The sequence below is a fragment of the Nocardioides nitrophenolicus genome (assembly GCF_016907515.1).
GTDB lineage: Bacteria > Actinomycetota > Actinomycetes > Propionibacteriales > Nocardioidaceae > Nocardioides > Nocardioides nitrophenolicus.
The window spans coordinates 1,129,083-1,150,217 of sequence record NZ_JAFBBY010000001.1 but is presented as its reverse complement, the minus strand read 5'-3'; the positions used below and the strand labels follow the sequence as shown (position 1 = coordinate 1,150,217).

The following is a 21,135-nucleotide window of genomic DNA, read 5'->3' as shown; positions in this document are numbered from 1 at the left end:
CCGTTGCTCTGCACGGTCGGCGAGCGCTGCAATGGAGCCATGAAGGCGCTCTACAAGGCCGAGGCGGCGCCGGGGCTCACGCTCGTCGACCGCCCCGACCCGGCCTGCGGGCCGGCCGAGGTGGTCATCAAGGTGCTGCGCACCGGCATCTGCGGCACCGACCTCCACATCCTGCGCTGGGACGAGTGGGCGGCCGGTGCGGTGCGGGCGCCGCTCACGCCGGGCCACGAGTTCTACGGCGAGGTGGTCGAGGTCGGTCCGCTCGTCACCGACGTGGCCGTCGGCGACCGGGTGTCCGGCGAGGGGCACATCGTGTGCGGCACCTGCCGCAACTGTCGCGCCGGCCGCCGCCAGATGTGCATCCGGACCATCGGTCTCGGCGTGCAGCGCGACGGCGCGTTCGCGGAGTACCTCAGCCTGCCCGCCGGCAACGTCTGGGTGCACCATCCCGACGTCGACCCCGACCTCGGCGCGATCTTCGACCCGCTCGGAAACGCGGTCCACACCGCGCTCGCGTTCCCGCTCGTCGGCGAGGACGTGCTGGTCACCGGCTGCGGCCCGATCGGGCTGATGGCGATCGCTGTCGCGCGCCACGTCGGCGCCCGGTACGTCGTCGGCACCGACGTCAGCCCGGCCCGCCTCGACCTGGCCAGGGCGATGGGCGCGGACGCGGTCGTCGACGTGTCGGTCGGCTCGGTGGCCGACGTCCAGCAGAGCCTGCACATGCGCGAGGGCTTCGACATCGGCTTCGAGATGAGTGGCGCCCCGTCGGCACTGCCGCAGATGATCGACAACATGAACCACGGCGGGCGGATCGCCATGCTCGGCCTGCCGAGCGCGCCGTTCGCGATCGACTGGGGGAAGGTCGTCACGCACATGCTGACCCTCAAGGGCATCTACGGCCGCGAGATGTTCGAGACCTGGAACGCGATGGGCGCGATGCTGCAGTCGAGCAGCACCCTGCGCACGGCGATCGGCTCGGTGATCTCCGACCGCCTGCCGGCGCGCGAGTGGGAGCGGGGATTCGAGATCGCGGCATCCGCCGGGGTCGGCAAGGTTGTTCTGGACTGGACGGAGCTGTGATGTACGGGAACTTCAGGGATCATCTCACCGCCGAGCTCGACGGCATCGAGCAGGCCGGCCTGACCAAGCGCGAGCGCGGCATCCGCGGCCCGCAGCAGGCCGAGATCGTCGCCGACGGCGCGGAGGTGCTGAACTTCTGCGCCAACAACTACCTCGGCCTCGCCGACGACCCGCGGCTGCTCGAGGCGGCCCGCGGCGCGCTCGACGAGTGGGGCTACGGGATGGCCAGCGTCCGCTTCATCTGCGGCACCCAGGAGCAGCACCTCGACCTGGAGCGCCGGCTCTCCGAGTTCCTCGGCACCGACGACACGATCCTGTACTCGTCGTGCTTCGACGCCAACGGCGGCGTCTTCGAGACCCTCTTCGGCGCGGAGGACGCGATCATCTCCGACGCGCTCAACCACGCCTCGATCATCGACGGCATCCGGCTCTCCAAGGCGCGCCGGCTGCGCTACGCCAACCGCGACCTGGCCGACCTCGAGGCCCAGCTGCGGGCCGCCGCCGACGCCCGCTTCCGCGTCGTCGTCACCGACGGCGTCTTCTCGATGGACGGCTACCTCGCGCCGCTGCGCGAGATCTGCGATCTCGCCGAGAGGTACGACGCGCTCGTCTTCGTCGACGACTCCCACGCCGTCGGCTTCATCGGCGAAGGCGGGCGCGGCACGCCCGAGCTGTGCGGGGTCGCCGACCGGGTCGACATCTACACCGGCACCTTCGGCAAGGCGCTCGGCGGCGCGTCCGGCGGCTACGTCTCCTCGCACCGCGAGATCGTCGCGCTGCTGCGCCAGCGCTCGCGCCCGTACCTGTTCTCCAACACCCTCGCCCCCTCGATCGTCGCCGGCACGCTGCGCGCGCTCGACCTGGTCGAGGGCTCCGGCGAGCTGCGCGAGCGGCTGCGCGCCAACGCCGCGCTCTTCCGCGAGCTGATGGAGGCCGAGGGCTTCGACCTGCTGCCCGGCGAGCACCCCATCGTCCCGGTGATGTTCGGCGACGCCGCGTTGACCGCTCGGGTGGCCGACGAGATGCAGAAGCACGGCGTCTACGTGACCGCCTTCAGCTTCCCGGTGGTCCCTCGCGGCGCGGCCCGGATCCGCGTGCAGCTCTCCGCGGCGCACACCGAGGACCAAGTACGGCGGTGCGTGGCGGCATTCGTGGCCGGACGTGAGGCGGCGCAGGCTTGATCGAACAGGAAGATTTCCTGTCTAATGGGAGACATGACGGACGTTCTTTCTCTCGTTGACCGGATCGACACCCGCGACGCCGTGGTCGACGCCCCGGCCTGGCACACCCTGAAGGACGTCGTCGAGCGGATCCGCACCTGGCAGCTCGCCGACGGATCCGTCGACCTCGCCGCCGACGGCGCCCCGTCCCGTGACACGGTCGCCGCCGCGGTCGACCAGGTCGTGGCCGCCGTCGAGGAGCTCTCGCCGCTGCTGCCGTACGACGCGGCGTACCACCGCGCCCTGGTCGCGGACCTGCGGCGCTGGACCGACGCGGGCTTCGGCGTGCCCGACTTCCTCGACTCGCTGCTCGCCTTCCAGCCCGCCGCCGAGCGGGTCGACGGCCGCCAGCACCTGGTCGTGTTCCCGATGTACACCCAGAACGGCAACCCGGACCGCAACCTCGAGGCCGTCGTGTTCCGGATGGTCTGGCCAGAGTGGCTGGCCGACCTCGAGGCCACCCGCTACGACAACCCGCTGTTCTGCGGCATCGCCTTCGAGGACTTCACGAGCGGCTACGACACCAACTCGGCCGTGCTCTTCCCCGAGACCGTCGCCGTGCGCGAGGTGCCCGAGCGGTTCAGCTGGGGCGGCATCTTCTGCGACCGCGAGGCCGCCCGCTTCCGTCGCGTCGGCACCGCCGCCGTCGACCTGCTCGGCGTCGAGCTGCCCGACGAGGTGCGCGGGCTGCTCGAGGACCAGCAGCGCAGCCAGGACGCCTTCGTGCTCTGGGACATGATCCACGACCGCGCCCACAGCCACGGCGACCTGCCGTTCGACCCGTTCATGATCAAGCAGCGCCAGCCGTTCTGGATGTACGGCCTGGAGGAGCTGCGCTGCGACCTGACCGCGTTCAAGGCGGCCGTCGAGCTCGAGGCCGAGGGCAACGCGGTCGCCGCGGACGCCCAGCACGCCATCCTGCTCGACCGGATGTTCCGGTTCCCCGTCACCGGCGAGCGCACCCGCAACTACGACGGGCTGGGCGGCCAGCTGCTGTTCGCCTACCTGCACCAGCACGACGCGATCCGCTGGACCGACAACAAGCTGCGCATCGACTGGGAGCTCGCGCGCCAGGTGACCAATGCGCTGTGCACCGAGATCGAGCAGCTCTACCGCGACGGCATCGACCGGCCGAAGATCGTGCACTGGCAGGCCGCCTACGCGCTGGTAAGCCGCTACCTCGCGCCCCACCCGGCCTCGAAGTGGGCCCGGGGCGCCGACGCGCTCGACTTCTCCAAGCAGCCGCGCGAGCTCGTCGACGACGTCCTCGCCGACGAGTTCCCGCTGAGCATGTTCTTCGAGGCGCTGGCCAAGAAGCTCAAGCACGTCATCGCGGAGACCCGCGGCATCACCGCCGCCGCATGACCCGGGTCATCGCGGTCGCCGGAGCCGGCGGCCCGGCCGGTCGTGCCGTCGTCCGCCGGCTCGCGGCGGCCGGTGTCGTGGTCGCCGCCGCCGACGCCGACGGGGCGCGACTCGAGGGCCTGGACGCCGAGACCAGCGTCGTCGACCTGCTCGACGCCGACGCGACCCGCGCCTGGGTCGACGGCATCGTGGCCGCGCACGGCCGCCTCGACGGGGTGGTGCACCTCGTCGGCGGCTGGCGCGGTGGCAAGGGCCTGACGGCCGAGGCGCTCGACCACTGGGCGGTGCTCGAGCCGCTCCTGGTCCGCACCCTGCAGCACACCTCGCTGGCCGCGCAGCCGGCGCTCGTGGAGTCGGGTGGCCGGTTCGTCGTGGTCAGCGCCGCCGGCGCCGGCACGCCGACGGCCGGCAACGCGGCCTACGCCGCCGCCAAGGCCGCCGCCGAGGCCTGGACCCTCGCCCTGGCCCACGCCTTCGGGCGCTCGGGCGGGGAAGCCGCCGCTACCATCCTGGTGGTCAAGGCCCTGCTCGATGACGCGATGCGCGCTGCCCGCCCGGGCGCCGCGTTCGACGGCTTCACCCACGTCGACGACCTGGCCGAGACGATCGCCGGTCTGTGGGACCGGCCGAGCGCCGAGCTGAACGGAGAGCGACTGTGGCTGACGCCGCGACCCTGACCACCGGATCGACCGCTGCCGAGCGGCGGCACGACCCCGAGGCCCGCCAGTTCGCCAGCGACAACTACGCCGGCGTGCACCCCGAGGTGCTGGCCGCGATCGCGCTCGCCAACGGCGGCCACCAGGTGTCCTACGGCGAGGATGCCTACACCGAGCACCTGCAGACGATCATGGCCGGCCTGTTCGGCGGCGGCGTCGAGGCGTACCCCGTCTTCAACGGCACCGGCGCCAACGTCGTCGGCCTGCAGGCCCTCGCCGACCGTTGGGGCGCGGTGATCTGCGCCGAGACCGCCCACATCAACGTCGACGAGGGCGGCGCCCCCGAGCGGATGGGCGGGCTCAAGCTGCACCCCGTCGCCACCCCCGACGGCAAGCTCACGCCCGAGCTCGTCGACCGGCAGGCGTGGGGCTTCGACGACGAGCATCGCGCGATGCCCCAGGTCGTCTCGATCACCCAGTCCACCGAGCTCGGCACCCTCTACACGCCCGACGAGATCCGCGCGCTCGCCGAGCACGCCCACGGCCTCGGCATGCGGCTGCACCTCGACGGTGCCCGGCTCGCGAACGCGGCGGCCGCACTCGACGTACCGCTGCGGTCGTTCACCTCCGACGCCGGCGTCGACGTGCTCTCCTTCGGTGCCACCAAGAACGGTGCGCTGGCCGGTGAGGCCGTCGTGATCCTGAACCCCGAGGGCGTCAGCCACCTCAAGCACCTGCGCAAGCTGTCGATGCAGCTGGCCAGCAAGATGCGGTTCGTGTCGGTGCAGTTCGAGGCGCTGCTCGCCGACGGCCTCTGGCTGCGCCTCGCCGGCCACGCCAACGCGATGGCGCAGCGGCTGGCCGAGGGCGTCCGCGAGCTCGACGGCGTCGAGATCCTCTACCCGGTGCAGGCCAACGGCGTGTTCGCCCGGCTGCCCCACGACGTCAGCCGCCGGCTGATGGAGCGGCACCGCTTCTACTTCTGGGACGAGGCGGCCGGCGACGTGCGGTGGATGTGCTCCTTCGACACCACCGAGGACGACGTCGACGCCTTCCTCGCGGCGCTGCGTGAGGAGCTGGCGCGAGGCTGACTAGCCCGGCAGGTCCGCGCGGCGCATCCCGAACACCCAGCGCCGGCGCGGGTGCTCGCTGACCGACCACAGGCAGCCGGTCTCCGGCCACCAGACCAGGTCCTCGGGTCCCGGGGGCGTCGCCCACCGGTGCTCGCGCAGCGCGCCCGGGCGGCCGACGTACATGCTGCCGGGCTTGCTCCGGCCACGTGAGCGGGTGATGTAGTACGTGCCGTCGACCGCGGCCACGCCCTGCATCCGCGGCACCCCACGGTCGTCGACGTCCGCCACCGCCCGGCCGTCGACCTCGTGGCGGGGCAGGCCGCTGTCGGCGTCGAGCGCGAAGCGCGCCACCCGCCGGGTCTGGCTCGCGCTGCCGTACTCGCCCACGACGAGGGTCGGACTGTCGTCGCTGCGGTCGAGGGTGAGGAAGGAGTAGCGCAGCCGCTCCACGCCCTCGTCGTGCCCGCTCTGCTGGGTGAACCGGACCGGGAGCAGGTAGCGGTGCCCGAAGGTGTGGTACGCCGACCCGGCCGGCACCCGCAGCACGTCGGCCACCCGGGCACTGTGGATCCCCGCGCCGGTCGCCGCGACATGGAGGTGGTCGCCGTGCCACACGATGCCGCCGGCGTGCACCTTCAGCGGCCGGAAGCCCGCCTTGCCGTCGACCAGCGTCGGCACCACCAGCAGCACGTGGCCGTAGCGCCGCCGCTCGACGTCGACCACGCTGATCCGCGAGCCCCCCGCCTTCCGGGCGTACCAGGACGTGACGAGCAGGTCGTGCCCGTGCGCCTCGCGGAAGCCGGTGCGGACCGAGGTGGTGATGCCCTGCGGGTACCAGTTCGGGTCGCGCCGGTCCGCGGCCTCCCAGGTCCAGGCCCGGCTCACCTTGCGTCCCAGCAGGCGGGGGAGCGGCGCGAGCGTGCGGCGCAGCCGCAGCGGCAGGTCGGGAGCCATCCCCGCCATCCCCACCCGGCCACCGCCGTCCGCCGTCAGGGCCGCGACCAGGGCCTCGATCTCGTCGCTGTTCTCGGCGGTGCGGGTGAGGTGCAGTCCGGACACGGCGGCCACGGTAGCCCAGGCCTCGTGGCCCGGACGCCGTGAGCGGTCGGTGGTCCGATTGTGTCGGACCCTGGTGGGAGCATCCGGTCATGGATCTCGGAACCCGGCCCCGCGCGACAGTCTCGCTGCTGTCGCGGCTGCGTGCCGAGGTCGAAGGCCGCCAAGCCTCCCTCATTCGCGAATGGGCCACGATCGTGGAGTGGGCCGGCGACCACATCGTGATCGGTCCCGAGGGCGCGGCGACGATCGCCGGGGGCTTCCTCGACACCGGTGTCCCGGTCGCGGGCGACGGTGCGCCGCTGGTCAGTGAGTTCGCGCTGATGGAGCTGGTCGCGGTCCTGGGCCGCACCCCTGACGGTGGCCGGGCCTATGTCGGACGCGTGCTTGCCTGTGCGTGGCGGCTGCCCCGGGTCTACGCCGCGGTCCTGGCCGGCCGGCTGGCGCCGTGGCGCGCCGAACGGATCGCCGACCTCACCCACGCTCTGTGCGCTGAGGCGGCGGCGTTCGTGGACCGACAGCTGTACGACGCCTCCGGGGTCGGGTGGGCCCAGCTCGAACGCCTCGTCGCCGAGGCGACGCTGCGGTTCGACCCCGAGCGGGCCGAAGCCGACCGCCAGGTCGCTGCCGACCAGCGTCGCTTCGACGTCGGGGAGGTCGACCAGCACGGTCTGGTCCACCTCGACGCGCTGCTGGATGCTGCTGACGGGCGCGACCTCGACCTCGCGGTCGCCCGTCGGGCTGAGGTGTTGGGTCGGCTCGGCGATGAGTCGTCGTTGGACGTGCGGCGGTCCAAGGCGGCCGCCGAGCTGGCCCGCCAGGATCTGGCGCTCGACCTGCTGGTCCCGGACCCCGACACCGGTGAGGTGGTCGCGACCGTCCCGGGCCGCAAGGTGGTGTTGAACGTGCACGTCACCGACACCAGCCTGGTCGGGGCCAACCGGGTCGCACGGTGGGACGAGGGCCGCTGCCCGGTCACCACCGCTCAGGTCCGTGAATGGCTCCAGGCCCGTGACACCACGATCATCGTGCGGCCGGTGATCGACCTGGCCGACCACGTGCCGGTCGACTCCTACGAGATCCCCGACCGCCACCGCACCCGCGTCGCGCTGCGCGATCCGACCTGTCGGTTCCCCCACTGCACCCGCCCCAGCACCCGGTGCGACCTCGACCACCATCGCCCCCACGGTGCGGGTGGACCGACCTGTCCGTGCAACCTGGTTCCACTGTGCCGACGCCACCACCGCGCCAAGACCCACTCCCGCTGGCGCTACGACATCCCGGACCCCGCGACCTACGTGTGGACCAGCCCGTCCGGGTTCCGGTTCCGCGTCGACCACCGCGGCACCCACCCCCTGCCGCCACCCGACGAGTAGTGCCCCTGCCCCGCACCCCGCGAACTCTGGTCCGCGGGGGCGTCGGCACGCCCGAGTCTGGGACAATGGCACCCATGCGGGGCATCTTCTTCGACGAGGACGACGCGCGCGCCGCCGCGCTGGTACTGGTCCGGGGCGGCTTCGCCGCCGAGGTCGTCCGCGAGCGCCTCGCCGGCGAGGACGACGACGAGGACCACCCGTGGGCGGTCCTCACCGACGCCCCGGAGATCCAGCTGGAGATGCTCGTGGAGACCTACGACGGCTGGCTGGACTACGACGACGAGACCCCGGCCGCGCCCACCAAGGCGGGCTTCGTGCTGCCGCTTCCGGACGCGCCGAAGCGGGTCAAGCGTCCGGAGTGACCGTGCCGCTGCAGGCCGTCCTGCCCTCGACCACGCGGTAGCTGGTCGTGAGCTGGACGCGGTCCGCGAACGCGGCCTCGATCCGCACCACGGCACCGTCGGCCCGGACGGACAGGGCCTTGCGGTCCGGCTTCTCCGTGGCGACGGCGGCACCCAGGGCGGTGGCGTCGTCCTGCGCTGCGGTCGCGGTGGCGAAGGCCCGGAACCATCGGACTGTCGAGTCGGGGTGGAGGAAGAGCGCGGCGCCCGACCCGCCGGCGTCCTCGCCGTCGAGCGTGCAGGTGCCGCCGGTCAGCCCGGCGTACTCGACCGTTGCCGGGTCGCCGTCGAGCGCCAGCAGGGCGTCGTAGGTGCCGGCGTCCGCGAGGGACTCGGTCTCGCCGTCGATGACCTCGAGCGCCTCGGCGACGTGATGACCCGTGACGATCAGGTGCTTCTCCGGCACCAGCGCGACGTCCCACAGCTCGATCGACGGGTACCTGCCGCCGAGCATGCCGTTGTCGTCGGACCGCGCCAGATCGGGACGGAGGATCGGTCTCGCCTTGGGGCCGCTGGGTTCGAAGCCGGCGGCGACGAGGTCGTCGGCGACCTCGTCGAGGTCGAGGTCGTCGGACATCCGCAGGACGGTGGTGCCGGCGCGCGTCTCCGCGAGCTGCCACTCGACGTCGAATTCGCTGAAGGTGGCATCCTGCATCAGCCGCAGGTAGTTGGTCAGCTTGGTGTTCTCGAGCAGGAAGTCCTCGGCCCGGGCGGCGTCGAACCAGCGGGCGACGTCGGCGTCGGGCGCCCCGGTCTCCAGGTCCTCCAGGCCCAGCCGCGTCGCGAAGGCGGTGCGGTCGAAGAAGGCGACCGGGCCGCCGCCGGGTGCGAGGTAGTGCAGCGCCTGCTCGAGCCGGGTCGTCGCCGGCTCCGTCGGCGGTGCGTCGTCGGCGCTGCCGGCACCGTCGCCGACTCCGGAGCAGCCGGCCAGCGCGGTGCCGACGAGCGCGATGACGACGGCCGCGACGAAGCGGCCCGGAATGGTCCCCATGCGCAAGGAGTATGCAGCGCTACGTCGCCGGCGGGCAGGCGAACGGGCCGTCCAGCCGCGTCCAGGCCTGCGCCATGACCCGCCGGTCGCCGGGACCCGCCTCGGCGCGCACCGTCCGCCCGTCCGCCTCCACGTCGAGATCGGCGTCGAACCCGGTGTCACCGGCCTGCTCGTCGAGGGAGGACGTCAGCTCCTCGGCGTCCGCCGTCGCCGCCTCGTCGTCCGCGAACAGCCGGACGCCGGTGACCTCGTCGGGGGTGACGAACAGGGCCATCCCGTCCGGGCCGGGCCGGGCGGACCCGCCGCACGGCGGGGCGACGGTCAGTCCGGCGTACTCCAGCCCGTCCTGGTCCTCAGCCGTGTCGAGCAGGTCCCCGAAGCTGCCGGCGTCGGCGAGGGAGTCGGCGTGGTCGGCGACGGCGTCGAGCAGCGCCGAGACCTCGGAGCCGGAGACGATCAGCTCCTCGTCGGGGACGAGGGCGAGGGTGAGCCAGACGGCGGGGTAGCGGCCGCCGACCAGGCCGTTCTCGTCGGCGGCGGCGAGGTCGACGGTGAAGACGGGGCGGTCGGCGGAGCCGGATCGCTCGTAGCCGGCGTCCTCGAGGTCGGCGGCGACGGCGTCGAAGTCGAGGTCGTCGGACATCTTCCAGACCCGGCCCACCCCCTCGCCGCTCGCGACCGCCTCCCACTCGACGTCGGAGTCGTCGAAGGCGGCCTCGTCCATGACCTCCGACCAGCGGGACAGCTCGGTGCCGTACGCGGTCTCCGGCGACCCGTCGCCGACCCGCTCGGCGATCGCCGCCCGGTCGACGAAGGTGACCGTGGTGGCGTCGGCGGGCAGGTACTCCAGCGCCTCCTCGAGCCGCGAGCTCCCGTCGAGGAGGGCACACCCGGAGAGGGACGAGGCGGTCATCACGAGGAGCAGAGCGAGGCGCCCGGGGTTCCGCATGGGGCCCATCATTACGCTCGTCCTCATGACCGCAACTGCCGCCCACCGGCTGCTCCTCGTGCACGCCCACCCCGACGACGAGTCGATCGGCCAGGGCGCCACGATGGCGAAGTACGTCGCGGACGGGCGCGGGGTCACGCTGGTGACCTGCACCGCGGGTGAGATGGGCGAGATCCTGGTCCCCGAGCTCGAGCACCTCGCGGCCGACAAGGAGGACCGGCTGGGTGAGCACCGCCGCGGCGAGCTGGAGGCCGCGATGAAGGCGCTGGGGGTCACCGACCACCGCTTCCTCGGCGGCTTCGGCACCTACCGCGACTCCGGCATGAAGTGGCACGAGGACGGCCACGCCGTGGCGGCCGACGACATCCACGCCAACGCCTTCTGGAATGCCGACCTCACCGAGGCCGCCACCCACCTGGTCGCGGTCATCCGGGAGGTGCGGCCCCAGGTGCTGGTGGCGTACGACGAGTTCGGCGGCTACGGCCACCCCGACCACATCCAGGCCCACCGGGTCGCGATGTACGCCGCCCAGCTGGCCGCCGCGCCGTCGTACCGCCGTGACCTGGGCGCGCCCTGGGAGATCGCGAAGATCTACTGGGGTGCCATCTCGGAGAGCCGGATCCGCGAGGGCCTGCGCCGGCTGCGGGAGGCGGGCGACACCACCACCTTCGAGGGGATGGACCCCGACGGCGACCTGCCGCCGATGTTCCGGCCCGACGAGGACATCACCTGCGAGGTCGACGCGAGCGAGCACGTCGCGCAGAAGCTCGACGCCCTGCGTGCGCACGCCACTCAGATCACCACCGACGGGCCGTTCTTCGCGTTGTCCAACAACGTGGGCGCGCAGGCGTTCGGGCGCGAGCAGTACCGGCTGGTCAAGGGCGCCGCCGGTCCGCTCGACCCCGAGACGGGCTGGGAGACCGACCTGTTCGCCGGCATTCCCGGCGAGTGAAGGTCCTGGTCGCGCTCGCCTGCCTGGTCCTCGGAGCCGTGGTCGGGCTGGCCTCGGTGGCGCTGCACGGCTACGGCTGGGGCCTCGGGCTCGGCATCGCCGCGTCCGCCGCCACCCTGGTGGCGCTGCCGGGCGGCTGGTGGCGCCGACTGCCGTTCGCGGCGGGCTGGACGGCCGTGCTGGGCGTGGCCTCGGTGCCGCGGCCGGAGGGCGACTACGTCATCGCCAACGACGCGTCCGGCTACCTGCTCCTCGCGACCGGGGCGGTGGTCCTCGGCTCCGGGTTCGTCGGCCTGCTGCCCCGGCGCACCACGGCCGGGAATGCGGAAGGGTGAGCAAGCCCTCTTTAGGATGTCGCGGTGACCTTCTGGGAGTCTGACACGGGTGGGGAGACGGGCGGCAAGGCCGAGCGCCCCGGCGGCAGGATCGTCGTCGTCGTCATCGTCCTGCTCGTCCTGCTCGCCGGTGGCGGGTACGCCGCCGCGCACGCGGTCGCCGGCGACAAGGTCCCGACCGGCACCACCATCTCCGGGGTCGAGGTCGGCGGGCTGACCCGGTCGGCCGCGATCGCCAAGCTCGAGGACACCTTCGGCTCGCGTGCCGACTCCCCGATCACGGTCCGGGTCGGACACCAGGGCGCGAGCGGCAAGGTCAACGACGCGAAGGTGCAGCCGGGCGAGATCGGCCTGGCGATCGACTACGCCGCGTCCGTCGACGCGGCCGGTGCCGGCGACTCGTGGAGCCCGGCGCGCCAGTGGGACTACTTCACCGGCGGTGGCAAGGTCGACGCCGTCGTCGACGTCGACGAGAGGCTGCTCGACGAGAAGCTCACCGAGCTCTCCGACGGCCTCGGCACGCCGCCCCAGGACGGCACGGTCACCTTCACCTCCGACGGCGTGCAGACCACCCAGCCGCAGGCCGGCCAGGCGGTCGACCGTGACCAGGCGCGGACCGCGATCACCGACGCCTTCTTGTCGGGTGAGAAGGCCGTCGAGCTCGAGGTCGCCCCCGCGCAGCCCGACATCGACGCCGCCGACGTCGCCGAGGCGCTCGACTCCTTCGCCAACCCCGCGATGGCGAACCCGGTGACGCTGCAGTTCGGCGAGAACGACGTGAAGCTCACCCCGGCCAAGTTCGCCCCGGTCCTCTCGATGCGGCCCGAGAACGGCAAGCTCGCCCCCCATGTCGACGAGGCCGCCCTGACCGAGCTGGTCAAGGGCGCCACCGCCAACGGTGCGCCGGTGGACGCGACGGTGAAGATCAACAAGAAGGGGAAGCCGAAGATCGTCCCGGCGAAGCCCGGCGTCACCTTCGACTCCGGCGAGGCGGCTCAGGTCTTCCTCGGCCTGCTCACCGCCCCCGACGGCTCGCGCAGCGGCCCGGTCACCGCGCAGGTCACCGACGCCGCGTTCACGACCAAGGACGCCGAGAACCTCAAGATCGTCGACAAGGTCTCCGAGTTCTCGACGTACTACCCCCACGCCGACTACCGCAACATCAACATCGGCCGTGCCGCCGAGCTGATCGACGGCACCCTGCTCAAGCCGGGCGAGGAGTTCTCGCTCAACGGCATCGTCGGCGAGCGCACCGCCGCCAACGGCTTCACCGAGGGCTACATCATCAGCAACGGCATCCTCAAGAAGGACCTCGGCGGCGGCGTCTCGCAGATGGCGACCACCACCTTCAACGCCATGTTCTTCGCGGGCCTCAAGGACATCCAGCACAAGCCGCACTCGTTCTACATCGACCGCTACCCGGTCGGCCGCGAGGCCACCGTCGCGTGGCCGACGGTCGACCTGCGCTTCCAGAACGACACCGAGTACGGCGTCCTCATCCACGCCTGGGTGGTCCCGAGCACCTGGTCGCGCCAGGGCAAGGTCACCGTCCAGATGTGGTCCACCAAGAAGTGGGACATCGACTCCCAGACCTCGGGGCGCTACGCCACGGTGCCGCCGAAGGTCCGCACGCTCACCACCCCCGACTGCGAGCCGAACACCGGCTGGTCCGGCTTCCAGGTCGACGTCACCCGGATCTTCCGCAAGCACGGCGACAGCGCGGTCGACCACACCGAGAAGTTCCACACGGTCTACACGCCCGCCGACACGGTCAAGTGCGAGAAGCCGGCTCCGCCCGCCGGTGGCAGTCCGGACCCGGGGGAGTAGCCGCCGGCTCGCCCCGCGCCGACCGGCCCTCGCTTAGCCAAGCACTTGCTTGGTAGGGTGCGGGCCATGACCCCTGTGATCGAGGGCTGGTTCACCACCGGTGAGGAGCCGCGGCTGCTCGCCTCGCGCTGCACCGCGTGCCGCAACCTGGTGTTCCCGCCGGTGTCCTCCGACGCCGGCGCCGCCACCTTCTACTGCCGCAATCCCGCCTGCGACGGCCAGGAGCACGACAGCGTCGAGCTCTCGCCGCGGGGCACGGTGTGGTCCTACACCGACGCGCAGTACCAGCCGCCCGCGCCGTACCTCCCGGCCGCCGACCCGTTCCAGCCGTTCGCGCTGGCGGCGGTCGAGCTGCCGGAGGGCATCGTCGTGCTCGGGCAGGTCGCCGACGGCTTCGGGGTGAGCGACCTGCGCGTCGGCGCGCAGGTCGAGCTCGTCATCGAGACGCTGAACGTCGACGAGACCGGTGAGCGCACCATCTACCGCTGGAAGCCGGTGGCCGCATGAGCGTCGTGATCGCGGGTGCGGGCATGCACCCCTGGGGCAAGTGGGGCCGCAACTTCACCGAGTACGGCGTGCACGCCGCCCGTGCGGCGCTGCAGGACTCCGGCATCGCGTGGGCCGACGTCGACCTCGTCGTCGGCGGCGAGACCGTCCGCAACGGGTACGCCGGCTATGTCGCCGGGTCGACCTTCGCCCAGGCCCTGGGCTGGAACGGCGCCCGGATCGCGACGTCGTACGCCGCGTGTGCGACCGGTGCCCAGGCCATCGACACCGCGCGGGCCCGGATCCTGGCCGGCCTGAGCGAGGTCGCGCTCGTCGTCGGCGCCGACACCACCCCCAAGGGCTTCCTCGCGCCCAACGCGGGGGAGCGGTGGAACGACCCCGACTGGCTCCGCTTCCGGCTGCTCGGCATGACCAACCCGGCGTACTTCGCGCTCTACGCCCGGCGCCGGATGGACCTCTACGGCGCCACCGCCGAGGACTTCGCGCAGGTCAAGGTCAAGAACGCCAGGCACGGCCTGGAGAACCCGTACGCGCGCTTCCGCAAGGAGTCGTCGGTCGAGGAGGTGCTCGCCTCGCCGATGGTGTCCGACCCGCTGCACCTGCTCGACATCTGCGCGACCTCCGACGGCGCCGCGGCGGTGGTGCTGACCAGCGCGGAGTACGCGAAGAGGCACGGCATCGCCTCGCCGGTCACCGTCGCCGCGGTCTCCACGGTCACCCCGACCTTCCCCAACACGGTCATCGACATGCCCCTGCTCGCCACCGACTGCTCGGCCGTGACCGGGGTGCCGGAGCGCACCTTCAAGGAGTCGATCGGCCAGGCGGCGTACGACGAGGCGGGCGTCGACCCCGCTGACGTCGACGTCGCCGAGGTCTACGACCTCTCGACCGCCCTCGAGCTGGACTGGATCGAGGACCTGCAGCTGTGCAAGCGCGGCGAGGCCGAGGCCCTGCTCCGCGCCGGCGACACGACGCTCGGCGGCCGGATCCCGGTCAACCCGTCGGGCGGCCTCGCCTGCTTCGGCGAGGCGGTGCCGGCGCAGGCGATCGCCCAGGTCTGCGAGCTCACCTGGCAGCTCCAGGGCCGGGCCGAGGGCCGTCAGGTCGAGGGCGCCCGGGTCGGCATCACCGCCAACCAGGGCCTGTTCGGCCACGGCTCGTCGGTGATCCTCACCCGCTGATCTGGGCCGGGTCGGCTCGTCGTATCTGACGAATGGGTCGTGAATTCGCCGAGTTCACAGCCCGTCCGTCAGATACGACGCTCAGTCGGCGCCCGGACGCTCGGCCACCAGGTCGTCGACGAAGCGGTCGAGCAGGTCCACGAACCGCTCGGCGTCCTCGCCGAGCGCGTCGAGGGCGTGCTGGTAACGGCCGAGCACCTCTCCGACGCACGCCTCGAAGCGCCGCACTCCCTCGTCCGACGCGCGGAAGCCGAAGCTGGGCTGGCCGGGCGTGCGCAGCTTGGTCACCAGCCCGGCTGAGACCGCCGCGTTGACCTGCCGGTTGACCGTGGACTGCTCGAGCCCGAGGTGGGCGGTGATGTCGCGCAGGGTCCACTCCTCGGCGCTCCGGAGCAGCCAGAGCAGGCGCATCTCGGCGACCCCGAGGGGGGTGCGCTGCTCCCAGCCGCGGCGGTGCGCCTCGAGGCGGGAGAAGGCCGTGGCGACCGCACGCGCCGGGTCCGTTCCCGGGCCGCCGCCCAGGGCCTCGGTGCACTCCGCGGCCGCGTCCATCTCTCCCCCTCCGTCATCCGGTGGCGCCATCCTACGGGCTCTGTGTACTCTGCATATGCAGAATACACATCCGCTGTGGGAGAGGATTCGCCGTGGCCGCCACCGCGACCGTCACCACCTCGCCGGCGCCGGCGCGGGCGCGGCTGACCGGCTGGCGGGCGCTGCTGGTCGAGATGGGCGTCCTCATCGCCCTGTTCGCGGCCTACAACCTGATCCGTGCGGGCTGGGGCGACGACCCGGTCGCCGCGATCGCCCGCGCCCGGGCCATCGCCGGCCTCGAGGGTGGCCTGTTCGACGCCGTCGAGCTCCGGCTGAACGGGTGGCTCCTCGGCGTACCCGCCCTCGCCGTCGCCGCCTGCTACTTCTATGCGCTCATGCACTACGCCATGACGCCGGCCGTGCTGCTGATGTCGCGGCGCCGCGGCGGGCGCCAGTACTGGCGCGGCTACTGGGCGCTCGTGGCCGCCTCGGCGATCGCGCTGGTCGGCTACGCCCTGCTGCCCACGGCGCCGCCGCGGCTGATGCCGGAGCTCGGCACCATCGACGTGATGGCCCAGTTCGCCGACTACGGCTGGTGGGGGTCGGCCGCGTCCGCGCCGCGGGGCCTCGGCGACGCGACCAACCAGTACGCCGCCATGCCCTCGCTCCACTTCGGCTGGTCGCTGTGGTGTGCCGTCCAGCTCTGGGGCTTCGGGCGGACCCGGTGGCGGATCGTCGCGGTCGCGTATCCCGGTCTGCAGGTGCTGGTGGTGCTCGCCACGGCCAACCACTTCGTTCTCGACGTGCTCGCCGGCGGCGCCTGCGTGGTGGCCGGCTATCTGGTGGTCGAGCTGGTCATCCGTGCCGTCGAGTCGCGCCGGGTCAGCCCGCCGGCGGCAGGATCTCCCACACCACGTGCTCTCCCGCGAGCCCCTTGAGCTCGACCGCGTCCCGCTCCACGAGGGTCAGCGCGGCGTCGTCGTCGAGCGCCTCGCGGACCGCGTCGCTCGCGAGGATCTCGCCGCCGTGGGCCAGGTTCGCGACCCGGGCGGCCATCGCCACGTTGCGGCCGAAGTAGTCGCCGTCGCGGGCGACCACCTGGCCGGTGTGGATGCCGATCCGGACCAGGATCGGCCCGTGGCGGCGCAGGGTGACGTCGCGCGGCAGGTCGCGCTGGATGCCGAGCGCGGCGCGGCAGGCCGCCTCGGTGTCGCGGAAGGCGACCATGAAGCCGTCGCCCGCGGTCTTGACGACCTGGCCGCGATACCTCTCGATCTGGCCGCGCAGCACCCGGTCGTGCGCGGCGAGCACCTTGACCCAGGTCGCGTCGCCCAACCGGTCGTTGAGCGGCGTGGAGTCCTCGATGTCGGAGAAGAACAGGGTGACCGTGCCGTCGGAGGCGGCCATGTTCAGGATGTCGGCCCGCTCGGCATCGCTCGCCCAGGTCTGCAGGTCCTCCACCGTCGACTGGATCAGGCCGGTGATCCCGTGGGAGCGGACCTTCGACGCGGTCCGGATCACCCGGCGTACGGCGCGCTCCGCCGAGTTGGTCGGGGGCGGCGGCCGCAGCGCGGCGTCGAGGTCCGACTCGAGCTGGGCGACGTGCGCCTGGGTGTCGGCGAGCCGGCGCTGCAGCTGCCCGCGGTCCCGCGCGAACGCCAGCACCAGGCCGAGCAGGCCGACCAGCAGCACGCACAGGACCCCGACGACGATCGCCACGGTCGAAGACTAGGGCCAGGAAACCCCTTGCGGGCCGCAGTAGCGTGAGATGGTGACCACTCCGGCTCCGACGATCTCCACCCTCGGCGAGCTCCGTGCCTCCGGCCACGCGCTCAAGCCGCTGCGCGCCGAGCTCCGCGACAACCTGCTGGCCCGGCTCGCTGCGGGGGAGGACCCCTGGCCCGGGCTGCACGGCTTCGAGGACACCGTCATCCCGCAGCTCGAGCGGGCGATCATCGCCGGCCACGACGTCGTCCTGCTGGGCGAGCGCGGCCAGGGCAAGACCCGGCTGCTGCGCACCCTGGTCGGGCTCCTCGACGAGTGGACGCCGGTGATCTCCGGCTCCGAGCTCGGCGAGCATCCCTACGAGCCGGTCACGGTGGCCTCGAAGGCCGCCGTGGCGTCCTACGGCGACGAGCTGCGGATCTCCTGGCGCCACCGCGACGAGCGGTACGCCGAGAAGCTGGCCACCCCCGACACCAGCGTCGCCGACCTGATCGGCGACGTCGACCCGATGAAGGTCGCCGAGGGCCGCTCCCTGGGCGACCCCGAGACCATCCACTTCGGGCTGATCCCCCGCTCGCACCGGGGCATCGTCGCCATCAACGAGCTGCCCGACCTCGCCGAGCGGATCCAGGTCGCGATGCTCAACGTGATGGAGGAGCGCGACATCCAGATCCGCGGCTACGTCCTGCGGCTCCCGCTCGACGTCTTCGTGGTCGCCTCCGCCAACCCGGAGGACTACACCAACCGCGGCCGGATCATCACCCCGCTCAAGGACCGCTTCGGCGCCGAGATCCGCACCCACTACCCCCGCGCCCTCGACGCTGAGATCGCCGTGATCCGGCAGGAGGCGGACCTGCTGCCCGACCGGGTCGACGTACCCGACTTCCTGGTCGAGATCCTGGCCCGCTTCACCCGCAACCTGCGCGAGTCCAGCGCGGTCGACCAGCGTTCCGGCGTCTCCGCCCGGTTCGCGATCGCCGGCGCCGAGACCATCGCCGCCGCGGCCCTGCGCCGGGCGACCATCCAGGGGGAGGACCGGGCGGTCGCCCGGGTGGTCGACCTGGAGACCGCGGTCGACGTCCTCGGCGGCAAGATCGAGTTCGAGTCGGGCGAGGAGGGCCGGGAGGCCGAGATCCTCACCCACCTGCTGCGCACGGCCACCGCCGAGACCGTGCGGGAGCGCTTCCGCGGGCTCGACTTCGCGCTGCTGGTCGACGCCATCGAGGAGGGCGCGACCGTCGTCACCGGCGGCCAGGTCACCGCCCGCGACGTGCTCACCGGCCTGCCGGTGCTGGGGGAGTCCGACCTCTACGACCAGGTCTGCGAGCGGGTGAACGGATCGGGTGGCGGACGCACCGACGGCGAGCGCGCAGCCGCGATCGAGCTCGCCCTCGAGGGGCTCTTCCTGGCCCGCAAGATCGGCAAGGACTCCGACGGCGTGGAGACCATCTATGGCTGATCCCTCCCCGTTCGGCGTGCGGGTCTCGTCCGGCACCCTCCGCGCAGGTGAGGGGGTCGTGCTGCCGCACACCTGGACCGAGGAGGGCGTGCTCGCCGGCCCCGCGACCAATGGCGCCCAGGTGCTCCATCTCGCGGTGGCGCTGTGCGTTCTCAACGACACCTACCGCGAGGCCCAGCGGCTCGACGTACCCGTGCACGGGGTGGCGGTCACCGCCGACGGCGGCTTCGACGACGTCTGGACCTCGACCGGCATCGACTACGACGTCGTGCTCGACACCACCGCGCCCGCCGACACGGTACGGCTGCTGCTCGAGGTGGTCGACGAGGTGGCCGAGATCCCCCGCGCGCTGCGCGCCGGCGCCGACGTACGAAGGAGGGAGCCGTGAGCCGCTACCGCCGCTACGACGGCGGTGACCCGCTCGCCCCGCCCGTCGACATCGCCGAGGCACTGGACGCGATCGGCGAGGACGTGATGGCCGGCTACAGCCCGGAGCGCGCGATGCGCGAGTTCCTGCGCCGCGGCGGGCAGGACCAGGCCGGCCTCGACGACCTCGCCCGGCGGGTGGCCGAGCGGCGCCGTGAGCTGCTCCAGCGCCACAACCTCGACGGCACGCTCAACGAGGTGCGTGAGCTGCTCGAGAAGGCGGTCCTCGAGGAGCGCAAGCAGCTCGCCCGCGACGCGATGATGGACGACGGCGACCGCGCCTTCCGCGAGCTGCGGCTGCAGAACCTGCCCGACTCGCCGGCGGCCGCGGTCACCGAGCTCGGCGACTACGACTGGCAGTCCCGCGAGGCACGCGAGGCCTTCGAGCAGATCAAGGACCTGCTCGGCCGCGAGCTGCTCGACCAGCGCTTCGCCGGCATGAAGCAGGCCCTCGAGAACGCCACCGACGAGGACCGGCAGGCCATCAGCGAGATGCTCGGCGACCTCAACGACCTGCTCGAGAAGCATGCCCGCGGCGAGGACACGCCCGAGGACTTCGCGGACTTCATGGCCAAGCACGGCCAGCACTTCCCCGAGAACCCCCAGGACGTCGACGAGCTGCTCGACGCGCTCGCCCAGCGCTCGGCGGCCGCGCAGCGGATGCTCAACTCGATGAGTCCCGAGCAGCGCGCCGAGCTGATGCAGCTCTCCGCCCAGGCGTTCGGCTCGCCGGCGCTGATGGACCAGCTCGGCCGGCTCGACCAGAACCTGATGGCGCTGCGCCCGGGCGAGGACTGGGGCGGCTCGGAGCAGTTCGGCGACGGCGACCCCTCGACCACCGGCCTCGGCCTCGGCGACGGCACCGGCGTGCTGCAGGACCTCGCCGACCTCGACGCACTGGCCGACCAGCTGGCCCAGGCGAGCAATCCTGGCGGCGCCCGCCTCGGCTCCGCTGATCTTTCCTGGGTCGACCTCGACAAGCTCGCCCGCCAGCTCGGCAACGAGGCCGCGGTCGACGCCCGCAAGCTCCAGGAGCTCGAGAAGGCGCTGCGCGAGTCGGGTGCGATGGAGCGCGGCTTCGACGGCGAGCTGCGGCTCACGCCCAAGGCGATGCGCCAGCTCGGCAAGGCCCTGCTGCGCGACGTGGCCCAGCGGATGTCCGGGCGCCAGGGCCAGCGCGACGTACGCCAGGCCGGCGCGGCCGGCGACCTGTCCGGGGCGACCCGGGCCTGGGAGTTCGGCGACACCGAGCCGTGGGACCTGCCGCGCACCATCCTCAACGGCGTGCTGCGCCGTGCCGGCGAGCCCGGCGGCCCGCTGCTCTCGATCGACGACGTCGAGGTCGCCGAGACCGAGGCCCGCACCCAGGCGGCGGTCGCGCTGTGCGTCGACACCTCGTTCTCGATGGCGATGGACGGGCGCTGGGTGCCGATGAAGCAGACCGCGCTCGCGCTGCACACCCTGATCGGCTCGCGCTTCCGCGGCGACAGCCTGGAGCTGATCGGCTTCGGCCGGCACGCCCAGACCATGCGGATCGAGGAGCTCACCGCGCTCGACGCCCGCTGGGCGAAGGGCACCAACCTCCACCACGCCCTGCTGCTGGCCAACCGGCACTTCCGCAAGCATCCCCACGCCCAGCCGGTGCTGCTCGTCGTCACCGACGGCGAGCCGACCTCCCACCTCGAGTCGAGCGGCGACGTCTACTTCGCCTACCCGCCGCACCCGATGACCATCGCCCTCGCCGTCCGCGAGCTCGACAACGCCCGCCGGCTGGGGGCGCAGACCACCTTCTTCCGGCTGGGCGAGGACCCCGGCCTGGCCCGGTTCATCGAGTCGATGGCCCGCCGGGTCGACGGCTCGGTGATCGCCCCCGAGTCCGACGACCTCGGCGCCGCGGTGGTCGGCTCCTACCTCGGCTCGCGCCGCGGTGGGCCCGGCGGTCGTGGCTCCGGGCCGGGCAGCTACGGCGACTGGTTCGGTTCGCGCGGGTTCTGGGCGGGCTGATCCCGCGTAGATCCGGGG

21 protein-coding genes are annotated in these 21,135 nt (G+C 72.7%); 16 read left to right on the top strand and 5 right to left on the bottom strand.

All coding sequences use genetic code 11. The annotated features are described in order from the left end of the window. Positions 1-39 precede the first annotated feature (39 nt). From tdh to JOD66_RS05565, 5 genes are read left to right on the top strand one after another with little or no spacing between them, the layout of a single operon-like run. Positions 40-1,083, top strand: a complete 1,044-nt coding sequence (gene tdh / locus JOD66_RS05585) for an L-threonine 3-dehydrogenase (RefSeq protein WP_204835934.1) — start codon at positions 40-42, stop codon at positions 1,081-1,083. Next, entirely contained in the window at positions 1,083-2,264 is a 1,182-nt protein-coding gene (locus tag JOD66_RS05580) for a glycine C-acetyltransferase (RefSeq protein ID WP_204835933.1), read from the top strand. Before tdh ends, JOD66_RS05580 begins: the two co-directional genes overlap by 1 nt. A 33-nt stretch (positions 2,265-2,297) precedes the next feature. After that, positions 2,298-3,668, top strand: a complete 1,371-nt coding sequence (locus tag JOD66_RS05575; protein ID WP_204835932.1) for a DUF6421 family protein — start codon at positions 2,298-2,300, stop codon at positions 3,666-3,668. Next, a complete protein-coding gene (locus JOD66_RS05570) occupies positions 3,665-4,345 on the top strand; it encodes an SDR family oxidoreductase (protein WP_204835931.1) in 681 nt (226 codons plus the stop codon). The genes JOD66_RS05575 and JOD66_RS05570 overlap by 4 nt, the downstream gene beginning before the upstream one ends. Continuing rightward, positions 4,324-5,415 (top strand): threonine aldolase family protein, encoded by a 1,092-nt coding sequence (locus tag JOD66_RS05565; protein WP_204835930.1) that lies wholly within the window; start codon positions 4,324-4,326, stop codon positions 5,413-5,415. Before JOD66_RS05570 ends, JOD66_RS05565 begins: the two co-directional genes overlap by 22 nt. Here JOD66_RS05565 and JOD66_RS05560 read toward each other — a convergent pair whose 3' ends face one another. Then, positions 5,416-6,456 carry a hypothetical protein gene (locus JOD66_RS05560; protein ID WP_204835929.1) on the bottom strand — a complete coding sequence of 347 codons (1,041 nt, stop codon included), beginning with the start codon at positions 6,454-6,456 and terminating at the stop codon, positions 5,416-5,418. A gap of 89 nt (positions 6,457-6,545) precedes the next feature. Between JOD66_RS05560 and JOD66_RS05555 the strand changes: the two genes are divergently transcribed. Continuing rightward, the gene (locus JOD66_RS05555) at positions 6,546-7,829 is read left to right on the top strand and encodes an HNH endonuclease signature motif containing protein (protein WP_204835928.1); all 1,284 of its coding nucleotides are present in this window, start codon (positions 6,546-6,548) and stop codon (positions 7,827-7,829) included. Between the two features lie 74 nt (positions 7,830-7,903). Further along, a complete protein-coding gene (locus JOD66_RS05550) occupies positions 7,904-8,191 on the top strand; it encodes a hypothetical protein (protein ID WP_204835927.1) in 288 nt (95 codons plus the stop codon). Here the strand turns inward: JOD66_RS05550 and JOD66_RS05545 are convergent. Together JOD66_RS05545 and JOD66_RS05540 are read right to left on the bottom strand one after the other, a co-directional pair. Further along, positions 8,175-9,221, bottom strand: a complete 1,047-nt coding sequence (locus JOD66_RS05545; protein WP_204835926.1) for a hypothetical protein — start codon at positions 9,219-9,221, stop codon at positions 8,175-8,177. The two genes, JOD66_RS05550 and JOD66_RS05545, sit on opposite strands and share 17 nt — an antisense overlap. Positions 9,222-9,240: 19 nt before the next feature. Beyond that, a complete protein-coding gene (locus JOD66_RS05540) occupies positions 9,241-10,134 on the bottom strand; it encodes a hypothetical protein (RefSeq protein WP_204835925.1) in 894 nt (297 codons plus the stop codon). Between the two features lie 61 nt (positions 10,135-10,195). On the opposite strand from JOD66_RS05540, the gene mshB reads away from it, so the two are divergent. The 5 genes from mshB (at position 10,196) to JOD66_RS05515 (ending at position 14,972) form a co-directional block, all read left to right on the top strand. Beyond that, positions 10,196-11,122, top strand: a complete 927-nt coding sequence (gene mshB, locus JOD66_RS05535) for an N-acetyl-1-D-myo-inositol-2-amino-2-deoxy-alpha-D-glucopyranoside deacetylase (RefSeq protein ID WP_204835924.1) — start codon at positions 10,196-10,198, stop codon at positions 11,120-11,122. Further along, a complete protein-coding gene (locus JOD66_RS05530) occupies positions 11,119-11,457 on the top strand; it encodes a hypothetical protein (RefSeq protein ID WP_204835923.1) in 339 nt (112 codons plus the stop codon). The genes mshB and JOD66_RS05530 overlap by 4 nt, the downstream gene beginning before the upstream one ends. A 24-nt stretch (positions 11,458-11,481) precedes the next feature. Then, on the top strand, positions 11,482-13,284 hold the full coding sequence (locus JOD66_RS05525) for a VanW family protein (RefSeq protein WP_204835922.1): 1,803 nt from the start codon (positions 11,482-11,484) through the stop codon (positions 13,282-13,284). 66 nt (positions 13,285-13,350) lie between these two features. Continuing rightward, positions 13,351-13,791 carry a Zn-ribbon domain-containing OB-fold protein gene (locus JOD66_RS05520; RefSeq protein WP_204835921.1) on the top strand — a complete coding sequence of 147 codons (441 nt, stop codon included), beginning with the start codon at positions 13,351-13,353 and terminating at the stop codon, positions 13,789-13,791. Beyond that, complete coding sequence (locus tag JOD66_RS05515) at positions 13,788-14,972, top strand: lipid-transfer protein (RefSeq protein ID WP_204835920.1); 1,185 nt, start codon at positions 13,788-13,790, stop codon at positions 14,970-14,972. Before JOD66_RS05520 ends, JOD66_RS05515 begins: the two co-directional genes overlap by 4 nt. An 81-nt stretch (positions 14,973-15,053) precedes the next feature. On the opposite strand, the gene JOD66_RS05510 is transcribed toward JOD66_RS05515, so the two are convergent. Beyond that, the gene (locus JOD66_RS05510) at positions 15,054-15,524 is read right to left on the bottom strand and encodes a MarR family winged helix-turn-helix transcriptional regulator (protein ID WP_204835919.1); all 471 of its coding nucleotides are present in this window, start codon (positions 15,522-15,524) and stop codon (positions 15,054-15,056) included. Positions 15,525-15,616: 92 nt separating this feature from the next. Between JOD66_RS05510 and JOD66_RS05505 the strand changes: the two genes are divergently transcribed. Beyond that, entirely contained in the window at positions 15,617-16,441 is an 825-nt protein-coding gene (locus JOD66_RS05505; protein ID WP_204835918.1) for a phosphatase PAP2 family protein, read from the top strand. On the opposite strand, the gene JOD66_RS29375 is transcribed toward JOD66_RS05505, so the two are convergent. Then, on the bottom strand, positions 16,386-17,222 hold the full coding sequence (locus JOD66_RS29375; RefSeq protein WP_204835917.1) for an adenylate/guanylate cyclase domain-containing protein: 837 nt from the start codon (positions 17,220-17,222) through the stop codon (positions 16,386-16,388). The genes JOD66_RS05505 and JOD66_RS29375 overlap by 56 nt on opposite strands. A 49-nt stretch (positions 17,223-17,271) precedes the next feature. Here JOD66_RS29375 and JOD66_RS05495 point away from each other — a divergent pair, with 49 nt between their 5' ends. From JOD66_RS05495 to JOD66_RS05485, 3 genes are read left to right on the top strand one after another with little or no spacing between them, the layout of a single operon-like run. Beyond that, the gene (locus tag JOD66_RS05495; RefSeq protein ID WP_204835916.1) at positions 17,272-18,687 is read left to right on the top strand and encodes a MoxR family ATPase; all 1,416 of its coding nucleotides are present in this window, start codon (positions 17,272-17,274) and stop codon (positions 18,685-18,687) included. Beyond that, complete coding sequence (locus tag JOD66_RS05490) at positions 18,680-19,075, top strand: OsmC family protein (RefSeq protein ID WP_204835915.1); 396 nt, start codon at positions 18,680-18,682, stop codon at positions 19,073-19,075. Before JOD66_RS05495 ends, JOD66_RS05490 begins: the two co-directional genes overlap by 8 nt. Next, positions 19,072-21,117 carry a vWA domain-containing protein gene (locus tag JOD66_RS05485; protein WP_204835914.1) on the top strand — a complete coding sequence of 682 codons (2,046 nt, stop codon included), beginning with the start codon at positions 19,072-19,074 and terminating at the stop codon, positions 21,115-21,117. Before JOD66_RS05490 ends, JOD66_RS05485 begins: the two co-directional genes overlap by 4 nt. Positions 21,118-21,135 lie beyond the last annotated feature (18 nt).

What these genes read in the sequence shown, in the direction of transcription:
- JOD66_RS05575 (WP_204835932.1), top strand. Translation starts at nt 2,298, where the DNA reads ATGACGGACGTTCTTTCTCTCGTTGACCGGATCGACACCCGCGACGCC.
- JOD66_RS05555 (WP_204835928.1), top strand. Translation starts at nt 6,546, where the DNA reads ATGGATCTCGGAACCCGGCCCCGCGCGACAGTCTCGCTGCTGTCGCGG.
- JOD66_RS05515 (WP_204835920.1), top strand. Translation starts at nt 13,788, where the DNA reads ATGAGCGTCGTGATCGCGGGTGCGGGCATGCACCCCTGGGGCAAGTGG.
- JOD66_RS05490 (WP_204835915.1), top strand. Translation starts at nt 18,680, where the DNA reads ATGGCTGATCCCTCCCCGTTCGGCGTGCGGGTCTCGTCCGGCACCCTC.
- JOD66_RS05545 (WP_204835926.1), bottom strand. Translation starts at nt 9,221, where the DNA reads ATGGGGACCATTCCGGGCCGCTTCGTCGCGGCCGTCGTCATCGCGCTC.
- JOD66_RS05510 (WP_204835919.1), bottom strand. Translation starts at nt 15,524, where the DNA reads ATGGACGCGGCCGCGGAGTGCACCGAGGCCCTGGGCGGCGGCCCGGGA.
- tdh (WP_204835934.1), top strand. Translation starts at nt 40, where the DNA reads ATGAAGGCGCTCTACAAGGCCGAGGCGGCGCCGGGGCTCACGCTCGTC.
- JOD66_RS05580 (WP_204835933.1), top strand. Translation starts at nt 1,083, where the DNA reads ATGTACGGGAACTTCAGGGATCATCTCACCGCCGAGCTCGACGGCATC.
- JOD66_RS05550 (WP_204835927.1), top strand. Translation starts at nt 7,904, where the DNA reads ATGCGGGGCATCTTCTTCGACGAGGACGACGCGCGCGCCGCCGCGCTG.
- JOD66_RS05540 (WP_204835925.1), bottom strand. Translation starts at nt 10,134, where the DNA reads ATGACCGCCTCGTCCCTCTCCGGGTGTGCCCTCCTCGACGGGAGCTCG.
- mshB (WP_204835924.1), top strand. Translation starts at nt 10,196, where the DNA reads ATGACCGCAACTGCCGCCCACCGGCTGCTCCTCGTGCACGCCCACCCC.
- JOD66_RS05495 (WP_204835916.1), top strand. Translation starts at nt 17,272, where the DNA reads ATGGTGACCACTCCGGCTCCGACGATCTCCACCCTCGGCGAGCTCCGT.
- JOD66_RS05520 (WP_204835921.1), top strand. Translation starts at nt 13,351, where the DNA reads ATGACCCCTGTGATCGAGGGCTGGTTCACCACCGGTGAGGAGCCGCGG.
- JOD66_RS05570 (WP_204835931.1), top strand. Translation starts at nt 3,665, where the DNA reads ATGACCCGGGTCATCGCGGTCGCCGGAGCCGGCGGCCCGGCCGGTCGT.